General features: G+C 44.8%; 21 protein-coding genes. 10 read left to right on the forward strand and 11 right to left on the reverse strand.

Annotation, left to right across the window (positions count from 1 at the left end):
• Positions 1-83 precede the first annotated feature (83 nt).
• From ACUJFK_RS13005 to ACUJFK_RS13055, 11 genes are all read right to left on the reverse strand, one after another.
• Complete coding sequence (locus tag ACUJFK_RS13005) at positions 84-2,450, reverse strand: flagellar hook-length control protein FliK (protein ID WP_445425133.1); 2,367 nt, start codon at positions 2,448-2,450, stop codon at positions 84-86.
• Positions 2,451-2,543: 93 nt separating this feature from the next.
• On the reverse strand, positions 2,544-2,999 hold the full coding sequence (gene fliJ / locus ACUJFK_RS13010; RefSeq protein ID WP_236129265.1) for a flagellar export protein FliJ: 456 nt from the start codon (positions 2,997-2,999) through the stop codon (positions 2,544-2,546).
• The gene (gene fliI, locus ACUJFK_RS13015; protein WP_306178080.1) at positions 2,999-4,342 is read right to left on the reverse strand and encodes a flagellar protein export ATPase FliI; all 1,344 of its coding nucleotides are present in this window, start codon (positions 4,340-4,342) and stop codon (positions 2,999-3,001) included. Before fliI ends, fliJ begins: the two co-directional genes overlap by 1 nt.
• A 50-nt stretch (positions 4,343-4,392) precedes the next feature.
• A complete protein-coding gene (gene fliH, locus ACUJFK_RS13020) occupies positions 4,393-5,196 on the reverse strand; it encodes a flagellar assembly protein FliH (RefSeq protein ID WP_445425134.1) in 804 nt (267 codons plus the stop codon).
• Positions 5,197-5,209: 13 nt separating this feature from the next.
• Positions 5,210-6,241 carry a flagellar motor switch protein FliG gene (fliG, locus tag ACUJFK_RS13025; RefSeq protein ID WP_445425135.1) on the reverse strand — a complete coding sequence of 344 codons (1,032 nt, stop codon included), beginning with the start codon at positions 6,239-6,241 and terminating at the stop codon, positions 5,210-5,212.
• Positions 6,234-7,943 carry a flagellar basal-body MS-ring/collar protein FliF gene (fliF, locus tag ACUJFK_RS13030; RefSeq protein WP_445425136.1) on the reverse strand — a complete coding sequence of 570 codons (1,710 nt, stop codon included), beginning with the start codon at positions 7,941-7,943 and terminating at the stop codon, positions 6,234-6,236. Before fliF ends, fliG begins: the two co-directional genes overlap by 8 nt.
• Positions 7,944-7,971: 28 nt before the next feature.
• Positions 7,972-8,310, reverse strand: coding sequence for a flagellar hook-basal body complex protein FliE (gene fliE / locus ACUJFK_RS13035; RefSeq protein WP_306178077.1), 339 nt, complete (start codon positions 8,308-8,310; stop codon positions 7,972-7,974).
• A gap of 174 nt (positions 8,311-8,484) precedes the next feature.
• A complete protein-coding gene (locus ACUJFK_RS13040; protein WP_445425137.1) occupies positions 8,485-9,843 on the reverse strand; it encodes a sigma-54-dependent transcriptional regulator in 1,359 nt (452 codons plus the stop codon).
• 4 nt (positions 9,844-9,847) lie between these two features.
• Entirely contained in the window at positions 9,848-10,963 is a 1,116-nt protein-coding gene (locus ACUJFK_RS13045; protein WP_445425138.1) for a sensor histidine kinase, read from the reverse strand.
• A 147-nt stretch (positions 10,964-11,110) separates the two neighbouring features.
• Positions 11,111-12,574, reverse strand: coding sequence for a sigma-54 dependent transcriptional regulator (locus ACUJFK_RS13050; protein WP_306178074.1), 1,464 nt, complete (start codon positions 12,572-12,574; stop codon positions 11,111-11,113).
• Positions 12,575-12,701: 127 nt separating this feature from the next.
• Positions 12,702-13,475: a flagellin gene (locus ACUJFK_RS13055; RefSeq protein ID WP_445425139.1), complete on the reverse strand. Its 774-nt coding sequence runs from the start codon at positions 13,473-13,475 to the stop codon at positions 12,702-12,704.
• 272 nt (positions 13,476-13,747) lie between these two features.
• Between ACUJFK_RS13055 and pseB the strand changes: the two genes are divergently transcribed.
• From pseB to ACUJFK_RS13105, 10 genes are read left to right on the forward strand one after another with little or no spacing between them, the layout of a single operon-like run.
• Complete coding sequence (gene pseB, locus ACUJFK_RS13060) at positions 13,748-14,749, forward strand: UDP-N-acetylglucosamine 4,6-dehydratase (inverting) (RefSeq protein ID WP_445426786.1); 1,002 nt, start codon at positions 13,748-13,750, stop codon at positions 14,747-14,749.
• Entirely contained in the window at positions 14,746-15,912 is a 1,167-nt protein-coding gene (gene pseC, locus ACUJFK_RS13065; protein WP_306178072.1) for a UDP-4-amino-4,6-dideoxy-N-acetyl-beta-L-altrosamine transaminase, read from the forward strand. Before pseB ends, pseC begins: the two co-directional genes overlap by 4 nt.
• A gap of 38 nt (positions 15,913-15,950) precedes the next feature.
• Positions 15,951-16,664: a pseudaminic acid cytidylyltransferase gene (gene pseF / locus ACUJFK_RS13070; protein ID WP_445425140.1), complete on the forward strand. Its 714-nt coding sequence runs from the start codon at positions 15,951-15,953 to the stop codon at positions 16,662-16,664.
• Entirely contained in the window at positions 16,661-17,590 is a 930-nt protein-coding gene (locus ACUJFK_RS13075; protein ID WP_306178070.1) for a class I SAM-dependent methyltransferase, read from the forward strand. Before pseF ends, ACUJFK_RS13075 begins: the two co-directional genes overlap by 4 nt.
• Complete coding sequence (locus ACUJFK_RS13080) at positions 17,568-17,795, forward strand: hypothetical protein (protein ID WP_445425141.1); 228 nt, start codon at positions 17,568-17,570, stop codon at positions 17,793-17,795. The genes ACUJFK_RS13075 and ACUJFK_RS13080 overlap by 23 nt, the downstream gene beginning before the upstream one ends.
• Positions 17,796-17,806: 11 nt before the next feature.
• A complete protein-coding gene (locus ACUJFK_RS13085; RefSeq protein WP_445425142.1) occupies positions 17,807-18,646 on the forward strand; it encodes a class I SAM-dependent methyltransferase in 840 nt (279 codons plus the stop codon).
• Positions 18,647-18,651: 5 nt separating this feature from the next.
• Positions 18,652-19,872 (forward strand): ATP-grasp domain-containing protein, encoded by a 1,221-nt coding sequence (locus ACUJFK_RS13090; protein WP_306178067.1) that lies wholly within the window; start codon positions 18,652-18,654, stop codon positions 19,870-19,872.
• A 14-nt stretch (positions 19,873-19,886) separates the two neighbouring features.
• Complete coding sequence (locus ACUJFK_RS13095; protein ID WP_306178066.1) at positions 19,887-20,753, forward strand: N-acetylneuraminate synthase family protein; 867 nt, start codon at positions 19,887-19,889, stop codon at positions 20,751-20,753.
• Positions 20,746-21,753 carry a hypothetical protein gene (locus ACUJFK_RS13100; RefSeq protein WP_445425143.1) on the forward strand — a complete coding sequence of 336 codons (1,008 nt, stop codon included), beginning with the start codon at positions 20,746-20,748 and terminating at the stop codon, positions 21,751-21,753. Before ACUJFK_RS13095 ends, ACUJFK_RS13100 begins: the two co-directional genes overlap by 8 nt.
• The gene (locus ACUJFK_RS13105) at positions 21,750-23,717 is read left to right on the forward strand and encodes a hypothetical protein (RefSeq protein ID WP_445425144.1); all 1,968 of its coding nucleotides are present in this window, start codon (positions 21,750-21,752) and stop codon (positions 23,715-23,717) included. Before ACUJFK_RS13100 ends, ACUJFK_RS13105 begins: the two co-directional genes overlap by 4 nt.
• Positions 23,718-23,727: the final 10 nt, after the last annotated feature.

A 23,727-nucleotide genomic window follows, 5' to 3' on the forward strand; every position in this document is an offset into this window, starting at 1 on the left:
ACGGCTGTTGTAAACGAAAAGCCGTGATAACTGTGAAATCGACTTACTTTCAGCCGCCAAACGGCTAAATCATCTCAGTCTGCTTAGGCATAGTAATCCACGATACGCTCACTATGTTGCACCTCGACACTGCGCTCTTGCACTGGGCCATCAATATCATCAAACAGCGCCGAACCTTGGCCCTGGCCTTGCTGCGAGCCAGAATCAGCAGATTGCCGGTCTTGTCGCGATTGCTGTTGCACCTGACCTTCGCCTAATTGAATGCCCTGTTGTTGCAATAATTCACGTAATCTCGGCATTTGTTGCTCTAATAGCTCTTTAGCATTGGCTTGTTGCACTATAAACTGCACCGAAGCTTGTTCTTGCTGTAAGTTAACGCGAATTTGCATTTGCCCCAATTCGGCGGGATCTAAACGAATATCCGCCACCTGAATATTTTGCCTTACCATAATTTGCACGCGTTCTCGTAACTGACCAGCCGCATCTTGCTGTAATTGTAGCTGCTGCATACTGGTGGGTAAGGTTGCTACAGGGGCTTTGCTTTGATTAGCGCGCGTTTGTTGTTCTAAAGCGCCAGCGAAACCCTCAGCGCGCAGCATATTATTGGCTAATTCACTTGCTGTCGGTGAGCTGCTACTGGCGACTGGCACGTTATTCGCTTGCTGGGCCAAACTCACTTCTAGGTTTACCGTGGCAAACTGGCGAGCATCTTGGCGTTGCTGGCCCGATTGCTCATGTTGTTGCTCGCTGTTAGTGGCATTTTTGGCCACATTCTCAAGGGTGTTTAACTTGGTGTTTGCGGCAGTCTCGACACTGGCTGTAGGCACTTTAGTTAACTCGGCTGTCGGGGCAGTAACAATAATAGGCTCAGCTTGATCTTCCGTCACATTATTTAGCGAAACAGGTTGTAACGGCGCACTTTGCATAGCCGCAGTTGCTGCGCTCTGATCGCTTGAAGGTATCGCGGTAGAATTTACTGCCGAGACGCTCGCCTGCGGCGTCTCTACCTGACTGGTTTTGCTATTTAGGCTGTTACTGGCGGCCAATTGTGTCTCTAAGTCGGCTAACGCCTGCTCGGTTTGCTCCGCTTCAGCGGTCAAAATGTCGGCGTTACTGTCATTTTGCTGAGCTGCAGCGGCCAGTGAACTAACGGATTGACTCGCTATGGTGTTGACAGAGTTGCTCTGACTGGCCATCTTATTTAAAGCGCCGGTTTCAGATTGATTACTGGCCGCTGACTTAATTGCAACCGCTTGCTCTGGCAACGTAATGCGCGAGTTTTCTAGCTCAAGGTCAACTGAGCTAAGCTCAGCGGTTTGTAAACTTTGTTCATTTTGTTGTTTTGCCGTTAACGCTTGAACCGTTTGCTCATCCAGCACCACTTTGGTCTCTGCCTTTACTGCTAAAGGCTCTAACGACGCCAGCGCTGCGGCTTTATCGGCCGCTTTCTCTGGCGCAACATCACCTAAGTTTGAGTCAATAACCTCGGTCAGCGCCGCATCATCCGTTATCGGGATAATCGGTGTCAGGCGATCAGTTACTGGGCTGTCATTTAGCGTAAATTGTGTGGCACTGGTTTTTTGCTTTAAGGCTAACAATGCCGCAGCTTGCGCTTGCTCATCCTGCTGAGCTTGAGTAAGCGCTTTATCACTCAAGGTAGTTGCTGCCGCTGAGGCATTACTCAATGCCGATTTCGCGCTATCATGACCAAGCGCTGTGGCCTTTTGCTCGTCGCTTGACGAGAGCTTAGCTAATACGGCTGCATTGGTGTCTATTACATCGGTTGCTGCTGCATTTGACGCTTGCTGTTCAGCAGTTAGTGCCTCTTTGGGTAGCATACTCGCGGCCAATTGTGCCGCAGTAAAAGTGTTTAATTCAACATCGCCAGCAGGCATGTCTAAACTAAAAAACTGCGCATCTACTTCGCTAAAAAGGCTATCTTCGGGTAAGGGTACAGGCCCGATAGTTTGAAAATCTGGTTTGGGTTGAATTTGAAAAAACTCAGCAGCCACCTGCGCTCGGTAACGTAACTGTGTACTGGTATCCGTAGATTGTTTAATTAACCCCAACCACTGCTCGGCAATATCTAAATCAGGGGCGAGTTCGCTTAATGCGTCAACGCTATCCAATAGCATGGGATCGGTTAACATTTTCGGCTCAGCAACAACTGCACGATTATCGGCTGTCGTTACAGCAGGCTTAGTAATGCTAGACTTTGTGGACTCGCTGCTTTCTAAAGAAGTCGCTTGAGCTTTGTCAGCTTGGCGCGAATTGGCGGCAACATTTTGCCCTGCAGTACTCTTTTGTTGCTTATCTTGCAGCAATTGTTGAAACACGCCGGCTTGCTGCGCACTGGCCGGGTCATTAAATTGCCCAGGTGCAGCCTGCTCGCCAGAAGGCGTGCTGTCTAAGCCGTTAAACATTAGGGAAAACTGTAAGCCTTGAGTCATCTGTTACTCCGCCTGCATCTAAGCTGCTGTGTAAGCCTATTTATATGCAAATACCATACAAAAACCGCGCCACTTTTAACTGTTTGTAATGGTTTAGTACTGCTCTGTCTGTTTAGTACGTTGATAAAAACGTTGCGCCGCGTATTCATCGGCCAGTTTTTGTTGTTGTTTTTCTGCTAGTTGAAATTCTTTTTGTCGAGCTTGTTCAACCAAGATCTCTAAAGCTTTACGCTTGGTCTGCATTTTTAACCAGGTTTGCCGCCGCTGCTCTGCCGCGTTACGATTTTGCTGTACTACCCGACCTTGCTGAGTTAATGCCTGATCTAACTTACTGATAAAACTTACATACTGATTATATTGGCGACCACCGAGGCCGGCACTGCCTTGCTGCAAGCTTTGCTGAATATATTCAGTGCGATAATCAGCTAAGCCTTGATATTTTTGCTCAGCCTGCACAAACGCTTGCTGTGCTCGTACAAATTGCGCCTGCAAGGTTTCCTCACGCTCTTTTTGTACTTTAATTAACAACGTTAAACGTTCATTGGCCATTAGTTAGCTCGCTTCGGTTGGGGAGCCAACTGACTAAGCAGCGTCAGACACTCATCATATTGCACAATTTCTTTCATGCCTTGCTGTAAGAAGGTATTGATGCGCGGCAACATGTTGATGGCCAAATCTAACTGCGGATCACTGCCTCGTACATAAGCGCCTATGGCAATTAAATCTTTGCTTTGCTGATAACTGGCATATAACTGCTTAATACTGCGCGCCATCAACTGGTGTTGCTCGCTGGTTACCGCGGGCATGACTCGACTGATCGATTTTTCAATATCAATTGCCGGGAAGTGCCCGGCATCGGCAAGACTGCGCGACAACACAATGTGGCCATCTAAAATAGCGCGTGACGCATCGGCGATCGGATCTTGTAGATCGTCACCTTCTGATAGCACGGTATAAAAAGCGGTTATTGAGCCTTGATTGCCCGAGCCATTACCTGCACGTTCAACCAGTGCCGGTAATTTGGCGAACACAGAAGGTGGATAGCCCTTCGTGGCGGGTGGCTCACCCACAGCTAGAGCAATTTCGCGCTGCGCTTGGGCATAACGCGTAATAGAGTCAATCAGCAGTAATACATCAAGGCCTTGATCACGAAAATACTCAGCGACTTGCACCGCCGTTTCACAACCTTTTAAACGCATTAACGGTGACACATCGGCCGGTGCGGCAACTACGACAGAGCGTTTCTTACCCTCGTCACCTAAAATTTCATCGATAAATTCCTTTACTTCGCGTCCCCGCTCACCTACTAAGCCCACCACAATGACATCCGCAGCCGTGCCGCGCGTCATCATGCCCAGCAGCACACTTTTACCAACGCCAGAGCCGGCAAATAAACCCATACGCTGACCCTTGCCAACGGTTAAAATGGCGTTAATAGAGCGGATCCCGACATCTAGCGGCTGCTTAATTGGCCGCCGATGTAGCGGATTTATCGGTTTACCTTTACCTGTAGCATAGTGTGTTGCTGTAATTGGCCCTTTGCCATCCAGCGGTTGGCCCACACCATCAATCACCCGCCCCAGCAATGCCATGCTGAGCGGCACACCTTTGTGCTGCAACAGCGGCGTGACCCGAGCGCCCGGCACCACACCGTCAATATCATCTTGCGGCATTAAAAACACGCGCTCTTGGGCAAAACCCACCACTTCCGCCATAATTTGGCCGCGAGCACTGTCGACTAAACAGGCTTGGCCAATAGCCGCGCTGCAGCCCACGGCTTCCAGCGTTAAGCCAACTACACGCACTAAGCGGCCAGAAACCATCGGCCGGCTCTGATGTATATACTGATGTTGCTGCTTAACACGGTTAAGCAAGCTGACAGGTTCAGTCATAAAACCCCTGTGTTGTGCTGCATAAGCAGCATTGTCAGATAAAAAGCGGTTTACTCTGGAGAGGACTGATGCAGGAAGTGTTCCAAGCTGCTTTGTAGACGTTGCGTCAAACTTCTGTCGACACTGGATTTTTCGGCTTCTACCAAGCAACCGCCTTGTTCTACCAATGGCTCAGCACGTAATTGCCATTGGCGTTGCTGTAAATCATCTGCAGAATAATGTTCGCGGATAATGGCTAAATCCTCTGGATGCAGTTTAATCAGCAGTTGACCCGCTTGCATCGGTAAGGCCGCAGTGGCTTCTTGCAAGGCTTGCAGAATCACCTGAGGATTGGTTTTGACTTCAACGCCGATCACTACTTTGGCCATTGCTAAAGCTAACTCGGTTAATGCCTGCTCAACTTGCTGATTTAAATCGGCCAGCGGTTGCTGTAATTGTTCGATTAACGCCGTTAGTTGCGCCAATTTTTCATCGATATCGGGCTGCGCCGCCGCTAGGCCTTGTTTTTTGCCTTCAGCCAAACCTTGCGTTAAGCCATCTTGTTGCCCTTGTTCACGGCCTTCGTTGTACCCTTTACTAAAGCCTTCGTCTTTACCCTCGGCAAAGCCTTCATCATAAGCCGATTGGCGCAGTTGCTCCATGTCGGCCGCAGTGAGCGGTTTAAAGCTTTCTTCTTCCTCGGCTGGGTCAGAGGTAGTTGTTGGGCTTGGGCGTCTTAAATTCAGTGCATTAGTATGCCCTGGCAGCATTTCGGTATCTGCCGTCATATCAGGGGTATCCCAAGTTTGCAGCAGATCGGAAACCTCTTCGTCAGGCGAAAAAGGTTTTTTATATCGAAACGCATCTTTACTCATCTAGCCCTCGCGCTTAAACGAATTCTTCGCCACCGCCGCCGCCTAACATAATTTCACCGGCATCAGACAAGCGTCGTGCCACCGATAAAATCTCTTTTTGCGCGGTTTCAACTTCACTTACCCGAACTGGGCCCATCGCTTCTAGATCGTCTTGTAATAATTCAGCTGCGCGTTTCGACATGTTCTTCAAGATTTTCTCTTTCAGATTCTCATCGGTGCCTTTTAAGGCTCTCATTAATACATCTTGTTGTACTTCACGCAGAATGGCTTGGATACCACGATCATCAACGTCAATCAGGTTTTCAAACACAAACATCAGATCTTGAATTTGTTGCGCCATTTCTTCGTCATGCTCACGGATAGAATCCATCAGCTGACCTTCTAAGTTGGTATCTAGGTAGTTCAAGATATCGGCCGCTGCTTTTAAGCCGCCCATTTTCGCGGTTTGTGCACCTGCTTGACCGGCAAATTGTTTCTCCATAATCTCATTCAACTCTTGCAACGCAGCGGGTTGAACTTCTTCAAGGTTTGCAATGCGCATGGTTAAGTCTAATCGCACTTTTTCTGAAAACTGCGATAAGATTTCGGCCGATTGCTCCGGCTCTAAATAAGATAAAACGATAGTTTGAATTTGCGGGTGCTCGTTGCGAATAATATTGGCAACCTGCTTTGAATCCATCCATTTTAACGAGTCGAGGCCGCGGGCCCCTCCACCAAGAACAATTTGGTCAATCAGGTTTGCCGCTTTCTCTTCACCTAACGCCGCCGTTAATGCTCGCTTGATAAACTCTTCGCTCTGGAAACCAATGGTGCTGAAATTCTGAATCTGTTCGATAAAACGCCGATGTACCGCTGAAATCTTACCTTGGTTCAAATCAGTAGTTTGCGCCATCGCCATACCAACCCGCTGAACCTGCTTCGGCTCTAAATGCTTAAGAATTTGCGCGGCGTCTTCTTCTGACAAACTCAGTAATAAGATAGCGGCCTTTTCGACACCATCTAACTTATTGACATCAAAGATTTTAACTTCTTTTTTCTCATTCATCTTCAGATAACCAATTCTTAACTACCAATGAGGACAGCTCTGGTTCGTTTGCCACTAAGGCACGCACCGCTCTTAATAAATCTTCGTCACCATGTAAATCGGGTAACATCAGGGTGCCATCTGGGGCAAATCCGACTGACTTCTCATCAAATTGTGCCACAGCTATATCGTCATCATTACCCAGATCTAAACCATTTGTCATAGCTTGTTCATCATAAGTATCAACGGTTTCAGTTGGGTTCATGAGTTTCTTCAGCATTGGCAGTACAATAAAGAGTAGCAGCACAATGATAACCAAACCACCCATCACCAACTTAACGACTTGCAAGAACCAATCTTGTTCATAAATCGGCACATCAGTTAATGCTTCGACTTGTTCACGAACGAAAGGTACCGAAATCACTTCAATAGTATCACCGCGCTGAACATCAAAGCCAACGCCACCTTGTAATAAACGGCGAATATTCTCTAATTCTGCTTGCGCCATCGGAGTGGCGGGGCCAAGGGTGCCGTCGTCTTGAGGGACGCCTTGTTTATAATCGACCGCAACCGACACACTTAAGCGACGTATAACACCACTTTGCTGAGTGGTATGGCTAATTGTAGTATCAAGCTCAAAGTTACGAGTAGACTCACGACTATTGCGCCCCGGGATCACCGCTTGTGAACTGCCCCCAGTAGCTTGTTCAGGAATTGCCGAAGGCATCGGCGGTTGATTGGACAACGCGCCAGGAATACCGCCACTGCCGCCGCCAACGCTGTTTTCTTCAATCACCATTTCGCTGCGAATTGCTGGTAAATCTGGGTTATAGCGTTTTTGGGTTTGCTCAACAGCGGTAAAGTCCATCATTAAATCAACTTGCGCAGTATAATTTCCCATGCCCAGTACCGGTAATAAGATGGAATCAACTTTCTGACGATACTCATCTTCATGACTACGTTGCATTTCTAATTCACGACGATTGCGGGCTGAACTGCCACTTTGAGAACCGCTATTTAGTAAACGGCCATTTTGATCGGTAACGGTGACACGACTTGGCTCTAAACTTTGTACGGCTGAGGCAACTAAATCGACAATCGCATCAACTTCACTATCGCGGATCACTCGGCCGCCACGTGCAGTGACTAAGACCGTGGCGGACGGTAAGGATTGTTGTCGAGCAAACACGTTTTCTTTAGGAATAGCCAGTAGTACCCGAGCTCTGGCAATACTTTGAAGCTCTTCAATAGTTCTCGCTAGCTGTTGCTCACGGCTGTGTTTTAGCCGTTCCATTTCTAAACGTTGACTCACCCCAAAACCGCTGTCTTGTAATAAAAACTCGGTACCCAATGACGGTTCTTGGTTTAAACCTGCACGAGACAAACCTAAGCGCACATCTTGTAAAGAATCTTCAGGCACTAAAATAACGTTACCTTCTAATTTGTATTTCACTTTTTGCGCGTCTAAATGATCGAGCGTTTGGATAAGCTCCTGCGTGTTGTAAGTGCCTAGTGGCCGCATTTCAGGGGTTTTAGCCCACAGGATAATCAAGATGGCAATACCCAAACAAATGGTTAACGCCACGATCAACGTCACCTGTCTTAGCAAATCACCACTTCCACCCAGGGAACTTAAAAAGCCCGCCTTGTTTTGCGCTTGATTGTCATTACTAAAATCGGTGTTGGTTAACGCCAGTTCTGTCGATTGATTATCTGCCACCATACTTCTCCTGCTTGCGCTGTCTGTCTAATTAGACCGGCATCGACATAATTTCTTTATAGGCTTCGACCACTTTATTACGAACTTGCACGGTCGCTTCGAAAGCCAAAGAGGATTTTTGTGATGCAATCATGGCTTGCGCCAATGACACCTTTGGATCGCCCAATTCAACGGCATTTCGCATTGCACCAGCTTGTTGCTGTAATTCATTAACACTGCCTAGCGCGTTTTTAAACAAGGTAGAAAAATCTGACTGGCTGCTGTTTGTCGGCTGCACCGCCATGCTTGGATCGGCTTCGAAGGGCAAAGCACGTGCTTGGGTTGCCATGCTTTGCATTTGGGCATATAACGCCTGACCTTTAATTTCCATAATGCTGCCTGTCAAAATTTTGTTATTTACGAGGATATAACAGACTAAGCAGAAGTTGTGCCAACTCGCCAAACACAGGGAAAACAGGGGTTATAACAAGATAGCCTTACGCAGCATCGGCATTCGTTGCCAAGCAGCGTAAGGCTTTGTAGTGAAATGACGTATGAGGCTAGCTTAAGCCGGAATATCAATACCTGACTCGCGCATCCGCGCTAATTTGTAACGCAAAGTGCGATCACTGATACCGAGTTTTTCTGCTACGTCTTTGCGTTTAAAAGCACAAGCCTGTAGCGTGGCGAGAATAAGCTTATGCTCTTGCTCATGAATTTCAGTTTTAAAATCAGTGCTATCTGCCATGGTCGCACTAATACCTTGCACGCGTGGCACGGCACTTTGCCCAAGTGAACCCGGCACTTCTAATAAAATATCAGCCGCCGCAATCTCAATACCGCCTTGTAAAATTAAAGCACGCTGGATCACATTATCGAGCTCGCGCACATTCCCTGGCCAGCTGTGCTGGGTTAAACGCTGCTTAGCCGCTTTACTCAACTGGCAGGTTGGCCGTTGTTGTTTATGGCAATGCCGGCGCAATAAATGCTCCGCCAATGGCACAATATCTTCCGGGCGATGGGCTAATGCAGGCCAACTTAACGGAAAGACATTTAAACGATAATACAAATCTTCACGAAACAGGCCATCGGCTACCGCTTGAGCAAGCTCTCGATTACTGGTGGCTAAAATGCGCACATCCAACTTAATAGTCTTACGACTGCCCAACCGCTCTACTTCGCGCTCTTGTAGCACTCGTAAGAGTTTCACCTGCAAATTCATCGGCATTTCAGTAATTTCATCCAGCAGGATGGTACCGCCTTGTGCTTGTTCAAATTTACCCGGACACGCCGCCACCGCGCCGGTAAACGCACCCTTTTCGTAACCAAATAGGGTAGATTCCAACATATTATCGGGGATCGCTGCGCAATTAATGGCGATAAAAGGCTCAGCTGCACGGGCTGATTGTTGATGAATATACCGTGCCAGCACTTCTTTTCCCGAGCCACTGGGGCCTAAGATCATCACACTGGCTTCAGAATGCGCCACCCGCTCGGCCAATTGTAACAAGGCTTTGCTCTGCTCGGCCGCGGCAATCGGCGTAAAGCTGTCTGTTGGCTCAGCGACCACATAACGCGCTACCGTACTGACCAGCACCTCAGGTGAAAACGGTTTCGATAAATAATCAATCGCCCCTAAACGAATCGCCTCAACCGCATCTTGCACAGTGGCATAGGCCGTCATCATCAGTACGGGTAATTGCGGATATTGTTCGCGTAAGGTTTTTAACAAGGTTAAACCGGATACCGAGCCCATTTGCACGTCACTGATCACCAGCTGCACACTTTGTTTTTTTAATAGCAGCAAGGCTTCTTCGGCACTGGCGGCACTGAGCACCTGATAATTAGCCAAACTCAGTGTATCGATTAAGGCTTCGCGTAAACCGGCATCATCTTCCACAATTAATATTTTCAGATCTGACATGGCATTACTCCTTAGTCTTAGCAGCTGAGGCACTATGATGAATAGGTAAGCTGATCTCAAAACAGGCGCCACTTAACGCTCCCTCTTGCCTTGCTGCTAAATCAACATAATTAATACTACCCTGATGGCTATGCACCACCGCTTGCACCACCGCTAAACCTAAACCACTGCCACCGGCTTTATTGCTATAAAACGGCTCAAACATCTGCGCTTGCACGGCTGGGGGAATACCCGGGCCATTATCACTAAATTGCCAGGTTAACTGCCCCGCCTTGCCAATTTGCTGCGCTAAGCACAATTGCGCGTTATCGCCTGCAGCTTGTAAACTGTTCTGCAGTAAGTTTAATAAGGCTTCAACCAGGCTGTTTTTATTACCTAATAAACTGGCTTGCGGTGTCGTCAGGCTAATTTTAAACACGGCATGATGATGGTTAAGTAATGCTTCACTGCGCAGTACGAGTTCATCGCATAATTGCTGCAATGTCATACTCGCAACAGCTTGTGCCGTACCTGAGCGCGCAAATAACAGCATATCGTTCACCTGCTGCTCTAAATCGTGCAAGCGCGCCAGTAACTTATCTTGGAATTGTTCACGTGATTGATTAGGCAGTTTTGGGCTACGTAAATTCTCTGCATACAGCATGGCAGAAGATAAAGGGGTGCGAATTTGATGCGCGAGCGTCGCCATCATTTTACCCAGTGTGGATAAACGCTGCAGATGACTTAAGCGATTTTGCAGCTCACGCGTTTCGGTGAGATCAGTCAACACAATAAGCTGCCCAGAGTCTGGCGTTAAAGCACTGATTTGCAGTTTTACGCGCCGCCCATCCGTTAATGACACTTCTAGGCCATCATCACTGCGAGGTCGAAAGCAGCGGTTAATCACATTAAGCCATGATTCACCGAGCAAAGGCTCGCCAAGCATCTCTACCGCGACATGATTCACTTCAATCACGCGTCCCCAACCATCAAGCAACACCACGCCAGAGGGTAAGCATTGCAGAATATGTTTTAACCGCTGCTCTTGCGAGCGCGCACTGCTTTTTGCGGGCGCGATCAAAGGATGCACAGTCGCACTTGATACTTCATTCAAGTGGCTGGTTGCGGTTAATACTGACATAGAGTGGCTCCTGCTGCTAAGGGCCAACGGCGAAGCAGTTGGCGGATCTTAACAGGAGCAATGCAGAGAATGTGCCATGATTAAATCATTGAGTTTAAACAGCTTTATGCGTCAACAATCTGACAGCAGGCTCAAAGTGCTGCAGAGTTACTCTTCTTTACCTAGATTATATTTACGCATTTTTTCAACCAAGGTGGTGCGGCGCAAACCTAAAATATCGGCTGCCCGTGCCACTACAAAATCGTGGCGCTCTAGTGCTTGGGAAATAAAACGAATTTCTAATTCAGCGAGAAACTCTTTTAAATCTAAGCCTTCTTCCGGCAAGGTATCTTGAGTGATAACAGAGGTAAATGTAGCGATTGTCTCAAAACCGGCGGCCTCCTCACTGTCGCTGCTGTCATCGCTTTGAAATAACGCATTTAACAGATCACGCTCTTGTAACGCTTCTGGATACACCGGCTGATAAGATTCAACATCTAGGTGCTGATATTTTTTCGGTAGCTCAGCCACATCGACGATCTGATCCGGATACATAATCACCATACGTTCGAGCAAATTAGCCAACTCGCGCACATTACCTGGCCAACTGTGTAACTTTAAACTGTCGAGTGCGCGTTCAGTAAACTTCACTTTTGCTTGATGTGCGGCATATTGGCGGTTAAGTAATTCAGTAATTAAAATCGGTAAATCGTCTGCACGATCGCACAGCGCAGGCGTATCGATAGGAAACACATTTAAACGGTAATATAAATCTTCCCGAAAACCGCCGTCTGTAATCATCACTTCTAAATCGCGATGGGTTGCCGCAATAATTCGCACATCGGCTTTCAGCGTTTGGCTGCCGCCTACGCGCTCAAAAATTCGCTCTTGCAACACCCGCAGCAATTTCACTTGCATGGGCTGTGGCATATCACCAATTTCATCTAAAAATAAGGTGCCGCCTTGTGCTAACTCAAAACGGCCTTTGCGGGTAGAAATAGCCCCAGTAAAGGCGCCTTTTTCATGACCAAATAACTCACTTTCTAACAATTCAGCCGGAATTGCCCCGCAATTAATTGGCACAAAGGGCCCATTGGCGCGGTTCGATAATAAATGAATATTCCGAGCGACCACTTCTTTACCGGTACCTGAAGGCCCAAGCACCAAAACGTTTGCTTCTGTTTTGGCTACTTGCTGGATCAAAAAACGAATTTTTTGCATGGCCGGTGTTTGCCCGACCATACCATCGAAGCGTACTTGATTATCTTGCTGTTTGTGAGTAGGTAATAAACGATGGTATTGCTGCGCATCGCGCAAAAGCTGCGTTAAGCTATTGTAGGAAAAAGGCTCACTTAACACGCCAATCACGTTGGCTTGCTCTAATAAATAACTTTGGCTGTCACCAATAACTAAAAACGCACTTGCCGGAAATTGCCGAATAATCGCACTGGCATCTAATTGATCGGTCGCCCCTAACACAACCACCGAAGCCGGATGATGTTGTAGGGTATTGGCTAAATCATCAGGGCTAACAAGCTGATGAGCTTCACCAATAAAACTGCAGACGGTAGACAAACGCTCACAGCGATTTAGTTGTAAATCAACCAGATAAAGATGAGGGTTATCAGACATAAGCGCACAGTTTATAAGTATAATTGACTTTATTGTACAAGCTGTGTGCAGCCTTGCAAGGTAAAACGCTAATTTTTTGACAGGGCGTCAAAAAATTAGCGTTTAGTAAAATGAAGCATCATCCTGTTTAACTTAACAGCGACAGCGCCTGCTCTGAACTCACGCGCGCTTGCATGGCCACATTCACCGAGCTTTGCGATAAAATATTATTCGCCGCCCGCTCACTGCTAGCTTTGGCATAATCAAGATCAGCAATACGTGAACGCGCTTCAGAGGTGGCAACTTGCTGACCTGATACCGCACGAGAAGCACTATCAAAGGCATTAATGCTAGCCCCGACCTCAGTTTGCAACGCATTTAACTGCTCTGCCACAGCGCGCACGGCTGTCAGCGTTTGTGGCTGAGTTAAATCAATACTGAACAAGTTTTGACTGTTCAGCGCTGCGCCTAAGTCTTGGGTTTGTAATTGTAGATTGCTATTGCCAGCATTAAAGCTAAGCGCCGTATCTTCAAAAAGTTTCTTACCGGCAAACTCCGTGGTTAAACCTTGTTGGATATTAGCCAAATAACCGTTCGCTTCGCTTTGCAGCGCTTGTTTGTCAGCATCGCTGTAAATGCCATTACCGGCTGCAATTGCCAACCGCTCAATTTCATTCACGTTATCGCTAACCCCTTGCACCGCTTGCTCATAAACCCGCGCAAAAGCAACACCATCGGCAATATTTCGCTGCCCTTGCTGCTGACCGTTTATCGCGCTGTTCAACCGATTACTGATTTGCAACCCCGCCGCATCATCGGCAGCGCTGGTAATACGCTTACCACTGGCTTCTTGCTGGGCTAATTTCTGTTGTTGCTGCAACACATTATTTAAGATGTTATTGCTTGGCGTTGTAATTTTCATCAGCATGCCTCGTTATCAAATCTTAATTAAGTTTAGCCCTAAAGTGGTGTTAACTCAAATGAGTGACACTGTCAAAATACTTGCAGAAACATCTTAAGGCCCTACTTAAAATACAACTGCAGCGATTAACTTGCATCTGCTCAGAAACGGGTTAAACTAATTTAACTGACCTGCTGTTTTTACAAGACTTTTTATATTTTTGCTTTAGAGTAATTACAAATGGCATGTCTTATGCTTTACCGTAAATAACGAGAAAAATGGGTGGGCAGACAATGTTTGATGGTAAAACGATCCTAATCACTGGCGGTACCGGCTCTTTCGGGCATAAATATACCCAAACGCTTATTGACCGCTTTAAACCAAAAAAAATCATCATTTATTCACGCGATGAACTGAAACAATATGAGATGCAGCAAAGATTTAACCAAAGCTGCATGCGTTATTTTATTGGTGATGTCAGGGATGGTGACCGTTTAGTTAGAGCGATGCATGGTGTTGATTACGTTATACATGCCGCTGCACTGAAGCAAGTTCCCGCAGCAGAATATAACCCTACTGAATGTATCCGAACTAATATCAATGGTGCAGAAAATGTGATTAATGCTGCAATCGACTGTAATATTGAAAAAGTCATTGCCCTCTCCACTGATAAAGCCGCTAACCCAGTTAATTTATATGGTGCCACCAAACTCGCTTCTGACAAATTATTCGTCGCCGCAAATAATATGGTGGGAGGAAGTCGCCCCCGTTTCTCCGTTGTGCGCTATGGCAATGTCGTAGGCTCTCGTGGCTCGGTAGTGCCGTTTTTTCAACAACTCATTGAAAAAGGCAGCGACCATATCCCTATTACGCATCAAGATATGACGCGATTTTGGATCAGCTTGCAGCAAGGTGTTGACTTTGTATTAAAAAACTTCGAACGGATGCTTGGCGGTGAGATCTTCGTACCCAAAATACCCTCTATCCGCATTACTGATTTAGCCAAAGCTATGGCCCCTGATTTACCCATTAAAATTGTCGGCATTCGCCCTGGTGAAAAGTTACATGAAATGATGTGTCCGGGTGACATGTCCTATCATACTTACGAGTTTTCAGACCATTTTGTGATTGCGCCTGCAATTAAGTTTTTTAATCGCAGTAATGACTTTACTTCTAACGGGCTTAACGAACAAGGCCAACCCGTTGAAGATGGCTTTGAGTATGTTTCTGACACTAACCCAGATTTTTTATCCGTTGCCCAAATTGCACAATTTAATTTGGAAGCGGCTCTATGATCCCTTATGGTAAGCAGCAACTCGATGCCGAAGATATCGCGGCAGTCACAACAGTATTACACTCAACCTGGCTAACTCAAGGGCCACAAGTTCCCGCTTTTGAGCAAGCTATCAGTGAATATTGTGGGGCGAATCACGCAGTAGCCGTAAACAGCGCTACTTCAGCTTTGCATATTGCTTGTTTAGCTCTTGGCGTTGGACCTGGTGATCGTGTCTGGACTTCCCCCATTTCCTTTGTCGCCTCGGCAAATTGTGCATTGTATTGTGGTGCAACTGTCGACTTTGTCGATATCGACCCTAATACCGCCAACATGAGCATTCACGCGTTAGAAGAAAAGCTTGTTGAAGCGAATAAAAGCAACATGCTACCCAAACTGGTGATCCCGGTGCATTTTGCAGGTCAATCCTGTGAAATGGAAAAAATCGCAATATTGGCTTCGAAATACGGTTTTAAGGTTATCGAAGATGCATCGCATGCTATTGGCGCTCAATATCAAGATAGACCAGTGGGCAGTTGTCAGTATTCTGACATCTGTATTTTTAGTTTTCACCCGGTAAAAATTATTACTTCTGGTGAAGGTGGCATGGCGCTGACGAATCAGAGCGATTTAGCGCGTAAAATGCAAATGTTGCGCAGTCATGGGATTACTTCAGAAAGTGAAGAGTTCACGGAAGAAAGTCACGGCCCCTGGTATTATCAACAACTGCTGTTAGGGTTTAACTATCGGATGACCGATATCCAAGCCGCTTTAGGTCTAAGCCAATTTAAAAAATTAACGCAATTTATCACTGCACGTAACACATTAGCTTTGCAATATAATCAACTACTGCATGCACACCCCAGTATTATCCCTTTGCAAGTGCAGGCTGCGTGTTATAGCAGTTACCATCTGTATATCGTTAAACTATCAGGAATAACTCCCGATAAACATAAAGCCTGTGTGGAACATTTACGCAATAAAGGTATTGTCGGCCATGTGCACTATATTCCGATTTATCTCCAGCCGTTTTATAAAAAAATGGGCTTTCAAAGAGGTTATTGCGAACAAGCCGAACACTATTATCAACAAGCGATTACCTTGCCATTGTTTCCCGAATTAACAACTGAGCAGCAGTTTTACATAATACAAGAGCTTATTTATGCATCAACGCAGGTTGCATAAATAATTATTATCCTATTTGTTTAGATTTGGAAAGCCATATGAATATCGCTATTATCCCCGCACGCGGAGGCAGTAAACGCATACCACGAAAAAACATTAAACATTTTTGTGGTAAGCCTATGATAGCGTGGTCTATTGAAGCAGCGAAGAGCTCGGGTGTTTTCCAACATATTATCGTTTCCACCGATGATGCCGAAATTGCCGCTATAGCAAAACAGTATGGTGCAGAAGTTCCCTTCGTTAGACCTGACACCTTAGCTGATGATTTTACGGGTACTGGCGCTGTTGTTAAACATGCAACAGAATGGGTAGCACAGCACTTAGGGCACCCTACTTATATTTGCACGTTATATGCCACCGCACCCTTTGTACAAGCAGCCGATTTAGCCAAAAGTTTGCAACTACTAAAGCGAAGTAGCAAACAAATTATTTTTAGTGTCACTTCATATGCTTTTCCCATTCAGCGCGCTGTCAAAATTCTTGCTGATGACTCTGTAACCATGTTTCAACCTGAGTATTATTCAAGTCGTTCTCAAGATCTAGAACCGGCATTTCATGATGCTGGTCAGTTTTATTGGTCAAGTTTTACTGCAGTACAACAGCAAATATCTGCTTTTTCTTCAGACGCTTTAGCCTATAAACTGCCCAGAATGCAAGTGCAAGATATCGATACAGAAGAAGATTGGGATAGAGCCGAATGGCTTTTTAAAGCACTAAAAAGGGATGCCGCCTCGGGAGAAAGACTGCTATGACTTCCGAACCAAAAATCATACATTGGAAAAGCCATCACGGCACTCTCGTTTGTAACCATAACGGTTTTGATGTTATTGATTGCACCGATTGTGGTTTTAAGCATGTTGTGCCATTGCCTTCACCTGAGGAGCTAATCGATGTCTATCAGCATGATTACTATGATCAGGAAAAACCACTTTATTTAAGTCGATATCAACAAGACCTTCCATGGTGGAATCTTGTTTATGAACAACGCTATCGGATCTTGTCTCAACATTTGTCTTCTTCACAGCGAACGATATTAGATATTGGTTCAGGGCCTGGATATTTTTTATTAAAAGGCAAAGAGCTTAATTGGCAAGTCTTTGGTATTGAACCTTCTGTTCAAGCAGCAACTTTTAGCAAACAACTTGGATTAGACGTTTTCAATGGCTTCTTTTCACCTGCTACGGCAGATACTTTTGGCAAAGTTGATGCAATCAACATGAGTTTAGTGCTCGAGCACATCCCCGATCCCGCCGCATTTTTGACCTTAGTTCATCAGCAACTGAACAAAGATGGCCTGCTTTGCATCATCGTACCCAATGACTTTAACCCTTTTCAAACACTTTTAAACCAGCATTTGGACTATGCCAAATGGTGGGTAGCACCGCCACATCATTTAAATTATTTTAATTTTACATCATTAAGCAGGTTATTAAATCACTGTGGTTTTGACGTTGTCCATCAAGAAGCTACCTTTCCAATCGATCTATTCTTAACAATGGGTGATAACTACATTGGCAATGATGATGTTGGCCGCGCTTGTCACACCAAACGCATGACTTTTGAAAAAAATATGTTGAACAATGGACAACACGAATTACTTTCGGAGTTATATTCCGCGTTGTCAAAACTTGGTATTGGTAGAGAGGTTGTTTTGTATGCAAAAAAAAGTAACGCCTGAAATCACTAAGCAAACCCGGTTTTTACCTGATGCTTTACTCTATCAACCTAATTATTCACCTTGGCTAGCCGAGGAAAGTGATTTTTCACGTTTGAAACAACAAATCGACTCTTTTACTCTCGTTTCATCAGATCGCCTTTGGACTCTACATTCTCTGGCGCAACAGGCCAAGCAATCGTTATTAAACTACCCGAAATTTAATTAAGGAACTTGGCCATGAGCAATGCAGTCATTCAAACTAATGCTTGTGCAATTTGCGGTGCTACCGATATTAGTGATCTCATCATTAAACAAGACATCTCTTACGCAAAATGTGTGCGATGTAAGGTACTGCGGCATCACCCTTATCCATCTAATGAACAAATAAGCGCGTTTTATACTCATTATCAAAGCCTAAAATCAGCGGGCTCCATCTATTTAAGTGATGATGGCTACTCGGTTTTTTGTCGCGATAAAAACTTCACCTTTGCTGATCTCGGCATAACATTAACCGATTTCAACAATAAGAAAGTTTTAGATGTTGGCTGTGCGACTGGACAATTTTTGCAGATGATGCAAGATGCCGGCGCAACCAATGTTATGGGGTTAGATACTAGTGCTGAATGTATAAATATTGCGAAAAGCAAAGGGCTAAATTGCCAGAATCAAGAATTTTTGGATCATCAACAACAATATCATGTTATTTCAATGTGGCATTTAATTGAACATGTTATGGACCCCATCGCATATTTGCATAAAGCATATGAACTTCTTCTTCCAGGCGGTTGGCTATTGATAGAAACTCCCGTTACAGGAGAATTATCAACAGCATTTGGAAGTGATTGGCGTTACTTGATGCCCATTGAACATCTCCACCTATTTCCATTTGATACCCTAGTGCAATTAGCAAATCAAGCCGGATTCGCCTTGCAACGCTTTACGCGATTTGGTAGCGGTAATGATAGTGGTACTGTTTCGCAACCCAACAAAGGGGCCATGGACCGATTTGCCAAATCTACTGGCTCAGGGGATACCTTGGCCATGTGGTTAATAAAACCTAAGCAGCTAGCAGAGTAACCATTATGAATATGCAAAATAAAGAAGCCATTCTCATCATTAGCGCCGGCATTATGCAAATTCCGGCCATAAAAACGGCAAAATCGCTTGGGCTGTATGTAGTAGCAACCGATCGTAACCCTCAAGCAGAAGGCTTTGCATTTTGTGACGAGGCCGTGGTAATTGATTCAAAAGACATTGCTGGGCACGTCAAATTTGCTCAAGATAATCAACAACGTTTAAACTTAAAAGCGGTATTTGCTGGCTCAGACATTGCCGTTACCGTCGCGGCAGTAACCAGCGCACTCGGTTTGCCCGGCATATCAGTGGATGTTGCGCAACGTTCTAACAATAAAGTATTAATGAAGCAGCGTTGGATTGAAGATGGTATTCCCACACCCTATGGTGCAGAAGTATCCAGTGAAGAAGAAGCACTAAAGATCCTTGAAAAGATCGGTTTCCCCGCTATTGTAAAAGCCGTTGATAATGCTGCCTCACGTGGCAGTATGAAAATTGATTCTGTAAGCCAACTAGCGATGGCCCTGCATAATGCCAAACAAGCATCTAAAACAGGTACGGCAATTATTGAACAATATGTTATTGGCACTGAGCAAAGTGTTGAAACTATCATATGGAATAATAAACATTATCATGTCGGCATGGCTGATCGTGAATTTGGTTTTCATCCCTATCATATCGAGACAGCACATGTTGATCCGTCAGTACTAGATGAGACTCGACAAAAGCAGATATATGACGTTGTTGATGCCGCAGCACGCTCGCTTGGAATCACTTTTGGGCCTGCTAAAGCAGATATGATTTTAACAGCGCAAGGGCCAATGATCTTAGAAATGACCGCTCGCTTAAGTGGAGGCTTTCATTCCCAGTACACCACTCCCTTGAGTAGTGGTAAAAATCCTATTAAAGCCGTGATGGAACTTGCCTTAAACCGGCCTTTAGATGAAAAACTGCTTCAGGATAGTGTGCATAAAACAGCAGTTTGTAGCGGTCTATTTCCCCCTAAAGGCAGAATAAAGGCTATTCATGGATTGGAAAAAGCGCGATCTATACCGGGTGTTGCTGAGATAATTTTGACTCGTTCAGCAGGTGATTATATAACCGATTTTATTGATAACGGTTGTCGCTTTTGCTGGGTCATCACCTTAGCGGCTAATGCCGATGAAGCAAAAGCAATCGTCGCTGAGGTGGCAAATACTATTCATTTTGATATCGCACAGGACACCTAAAAGGAGCAGCCATTATGGTTCAGTTTATTGCCGAAGTATCGAGCAATCACGCCCGAGATTTAGCGCGTTGTTTTAAATTTATTGATGCCGCTGCTGACATTGGTTGTAGTGCAGTGAAGTTTCAATTGTTTAAACTGCGTGAACTTTTCTCAACTGAAGCACTCGCTTTTAAACCAAGCTTACTAGAAAGAGAAGCATGGGAATTACCTGTAGAATTTCTGCCTGAGTTAGCAAATCACTGTCGTAAAAGAGAAATTGCATTTTGTTGCACGCCATTTTACCTGGACGCCGTAAAAGAACTGCAGCCTTATGTGGATTTTTATAAAATTGCCTCTTACGAACTTTTATGGGACGACCTTCTGATTGCTACCGCGTTAACGGGTAAACCTGTGATTTTATCTACTGGTATGGCAACGATAGATGAAATAAATCATGCGGTTTCTGTACTAAAAGCTAACAAATGTTCTGATTTAACCCTATTACATTGCACATCAGCTTATCCTACACCCTATAGTCAAGCTAACTTAGCTGCAATAAATACGCTAAAACAAGCAACTGGTTGCCAAGTAGGCTGGTCAGATCACACTGTGGAGCCAGGAGTGCTGCAGCGAGCCATTCATCACTATGATGTTCAGACCATTGAATTTCATCTTGATCTCGATGGCTTAGGAGAAGAGTTTGCAACCGGCCATTGCTGGTTACCGGAGCAAATCGGTCAAGTCATTTCTGATTATAAAAAAGCGATGCAAGCTGACGGCGATGGCGATAAAAAGCCAGTAGCATCAGAACTCGCTGATCGTGCTTGGCGAGCCGATCCGTCTGATGGTTTACGCCCTCTCGTATCGACAAGACAAACTTTAAAACCAGCTAAACATGCATAAGCTTGAAAATCATACTATTTTATTAGCTTGCCATGCTGGCAGTAAAATAGGCTTGGGGCATCTAAGCCGTATTAGTGTTGCTGCGCAACATTTAAAACCGCTGGGGTATGAAATGCACTTATTATTACAAAGTGATCAGCATATCCCTCAAGCATTCCCAGACTATTTAACGGTTCAGCAAATCGATTTTGAGCAGAATATTTCTGAAACAATATTAAAACAAGTTACTCGTTTAAACTGTCGTTTAGTTATATTTGATTTTCATTATCACAGTACACCAGATACATTCGCAACTTTGTTAAAAGCACTGCATGTTCAGCTAGTCAAAACCATAGCAATTGATGCACTAGCTGAATATATAGAGCTTTTAACTATGTTATACACCCCTTCTTTTCAAGTGAATCCCACTTTATCTGCTTGGCAACAAGAAAAATGTCAATTCGGTTGGGATGCATTTTTATTAAAAGTATCGGCTGAAACCCTTGTTGAAAAAACCTATTCATTATTGATTTTAACAGGCGGTGCGGATACCACCAACTTAGGAAAAGAATGGTTAATCACGCTTGATCGACTGTTACCTGAAAATTTAACTTTTCACTGGGTGCAAGGACCTTTTGCAACCGCACCTACAAAACCCGAAAATACTCAGCGAGAGATACATATTCATCGTAACTTGCCTAACCTTGCCAAACTCATGAACACTGTCACATTTGCAGTCACACTGTATGGCATCAGTTTTTATGAACTGCTCTATTACGGTGTTCCCTGCGTGGTCTTCTCACCATACGGAAACAAGGACGAACAAGAGCTTAATGAGATAAGTAAACAGCAGCTAGCCTTAGTCGCAAAAAATGAAATTGATGCGACTACACAACTACAACGCCTCATTAGTTCAAAAACTCTGAGTTGGTGTTTAGCGATAAACGCCCAAAAACGTCTTGCTGGCGCAAACGGTGATAAATTACGTCACTGCGTCTCAACGTTATTGGAGGCGAAATGAAACGCGGTTATCTTTTATTTCATCTCAATTTAGCTTTTTCCTCAATAGCAGAATCAGCTCGACCGGAAGTGATTCAACAATGTTACTGGCCTATACTTGAACTCATTGAACAAAGCAACATCCCCATTGGCATAGAATTGACTGGATGGACATTACAACAAATCAATCATCTGGATCCGGTATGGGTTAATAAATTTAAAACGTTGTTAGCACAGCAGCGCTGTGAATTGATTGGTAGCGGTTGGAGCCAATTAATTGGCCCGCTAGTTCCTTTTCAAGTTAATCTGTGGAATCAAAAACTCGCTTTAGCGCTTTATCAAACGCTTTTAAACTATCGTCCCACTCTCGTGCTAGTGAATGAAATGGCGTTTGCAAGTAGTCTTGTTGAACTCTATCAACAAGTAGGCTATCACGGTCTGATTATGGATAGAGATAACATTCGTCTTGCCCTAAAATATGAACATCATGACATGCCGACGCATGCCTGTGGAGTAACCACAACTAAACTCCCTGTGCTCTGGTCAGACTCGGTCTTATTTCAGCGTTTGCAAAGAGCTGTTCATGGCGATATTCCGATAGTTCAATACCTGAATTTTGTGCAGCAACGAATGGCAAGTGAAGAATTGCCGTTAGCTATTTACGCAAATGATGCTGAAGTATTCAATTATCGTCCAGGCAGATTCAGTACTGAAGGTAAAACCCACCCTGAAGGGGAGTGGACTAGACTGCAACGTATCCTAAAACAATTACAAGAACAAACTGGAATTGAATTTATTAGCCCAACAGACGCGTTGAAACTCAGTAAGCTGCAACCAGAAAATGCCATGAGGCTCTCTTCATTAAATCAGCCTATACCAGTTAAAAAACAGGCAAAATATAATGTTAATCGCTGGGCAGCTGCTGGCAGAGACAATATATGGTTAAATACACAATGTCACTCCCAATACCAACAGCTAAGCCATGACGCTAATTCATATCAATGGCAAACCCTATGCGAATTGTGGGCAAGTGATTTTCGCACACATATTACCCAAGAGCGTTGGCTATCTTGCTTACAAAAACTGTCCACGATTGACCGTGTAACCTCTCCATCAACAGTTCAAACTTTAGCATCAGATACTGAAAATAAGCTTGAGCTCAAGATTGATGATGAAGCAATTTATTGGCACTTAGCGACGTCTCAAATTAAATTAACACTTAACCTTCGTCGCGGTATGAGTATTGACAGCTTGGCATTCAAAAGCTGGCAATTCAAACCATTACTGGTAACCAAACATCAAGGCTATTTTGATACGATTGCACTAGCGGCAGATTTTTACTCAGGTGGTTTAATTATTGAAATGCCCGGACTTCGGCGCAGAATAACTGATTTAGAATGGGTCAATCCTGAGTTAACTGATGAGTTAAATTTTCATGTCATCACAGCAAAATTAGACTTGGCTCATTTTAATTTAACCAAGATTATCAAAATTAGTAAAACCACCGAAGAACTTCGTGTTAGCTATCAACTGGATCCCCCTGTTCGTAATGACGCTATTATTCGTCTGGGGATTATGACCATCAATATGACAGAGCTAGAGCAGCCGGCAACACTTGAGGTTTGGCAAGGTGGGGCTTTGCCAGAGCATTTCTCATTGGCAGATGAATGCGACCATACTCATAATGTTTCTACCTTGGTCTCTTCAAGCGCAAGCTTCGGTGCAACAACGGGTCAAATAAGTATTGGTGACCAACATCGAGCCATTACACTAAGTTGGAACCCCGCATTATGTGCTGCAGTGCCTTTATTATTAAACCGCCGCTACAAACAACAACATCTAACAAGGATATTTTTTTCGTTAAGTGAGTTAGACGATACATTTAAAACTGGCGGTCATTTACTCAATTTTGAACTAGCCATAACACCAGGTAGCTTAGGTCGTGCTGAAGAGTTTCAAATACCTAGCGTCATGATACAACAATAAGCAGAGCAGT

This window comes from Alishewanella sp. HL-SH06, assembly GCF_052656265.1.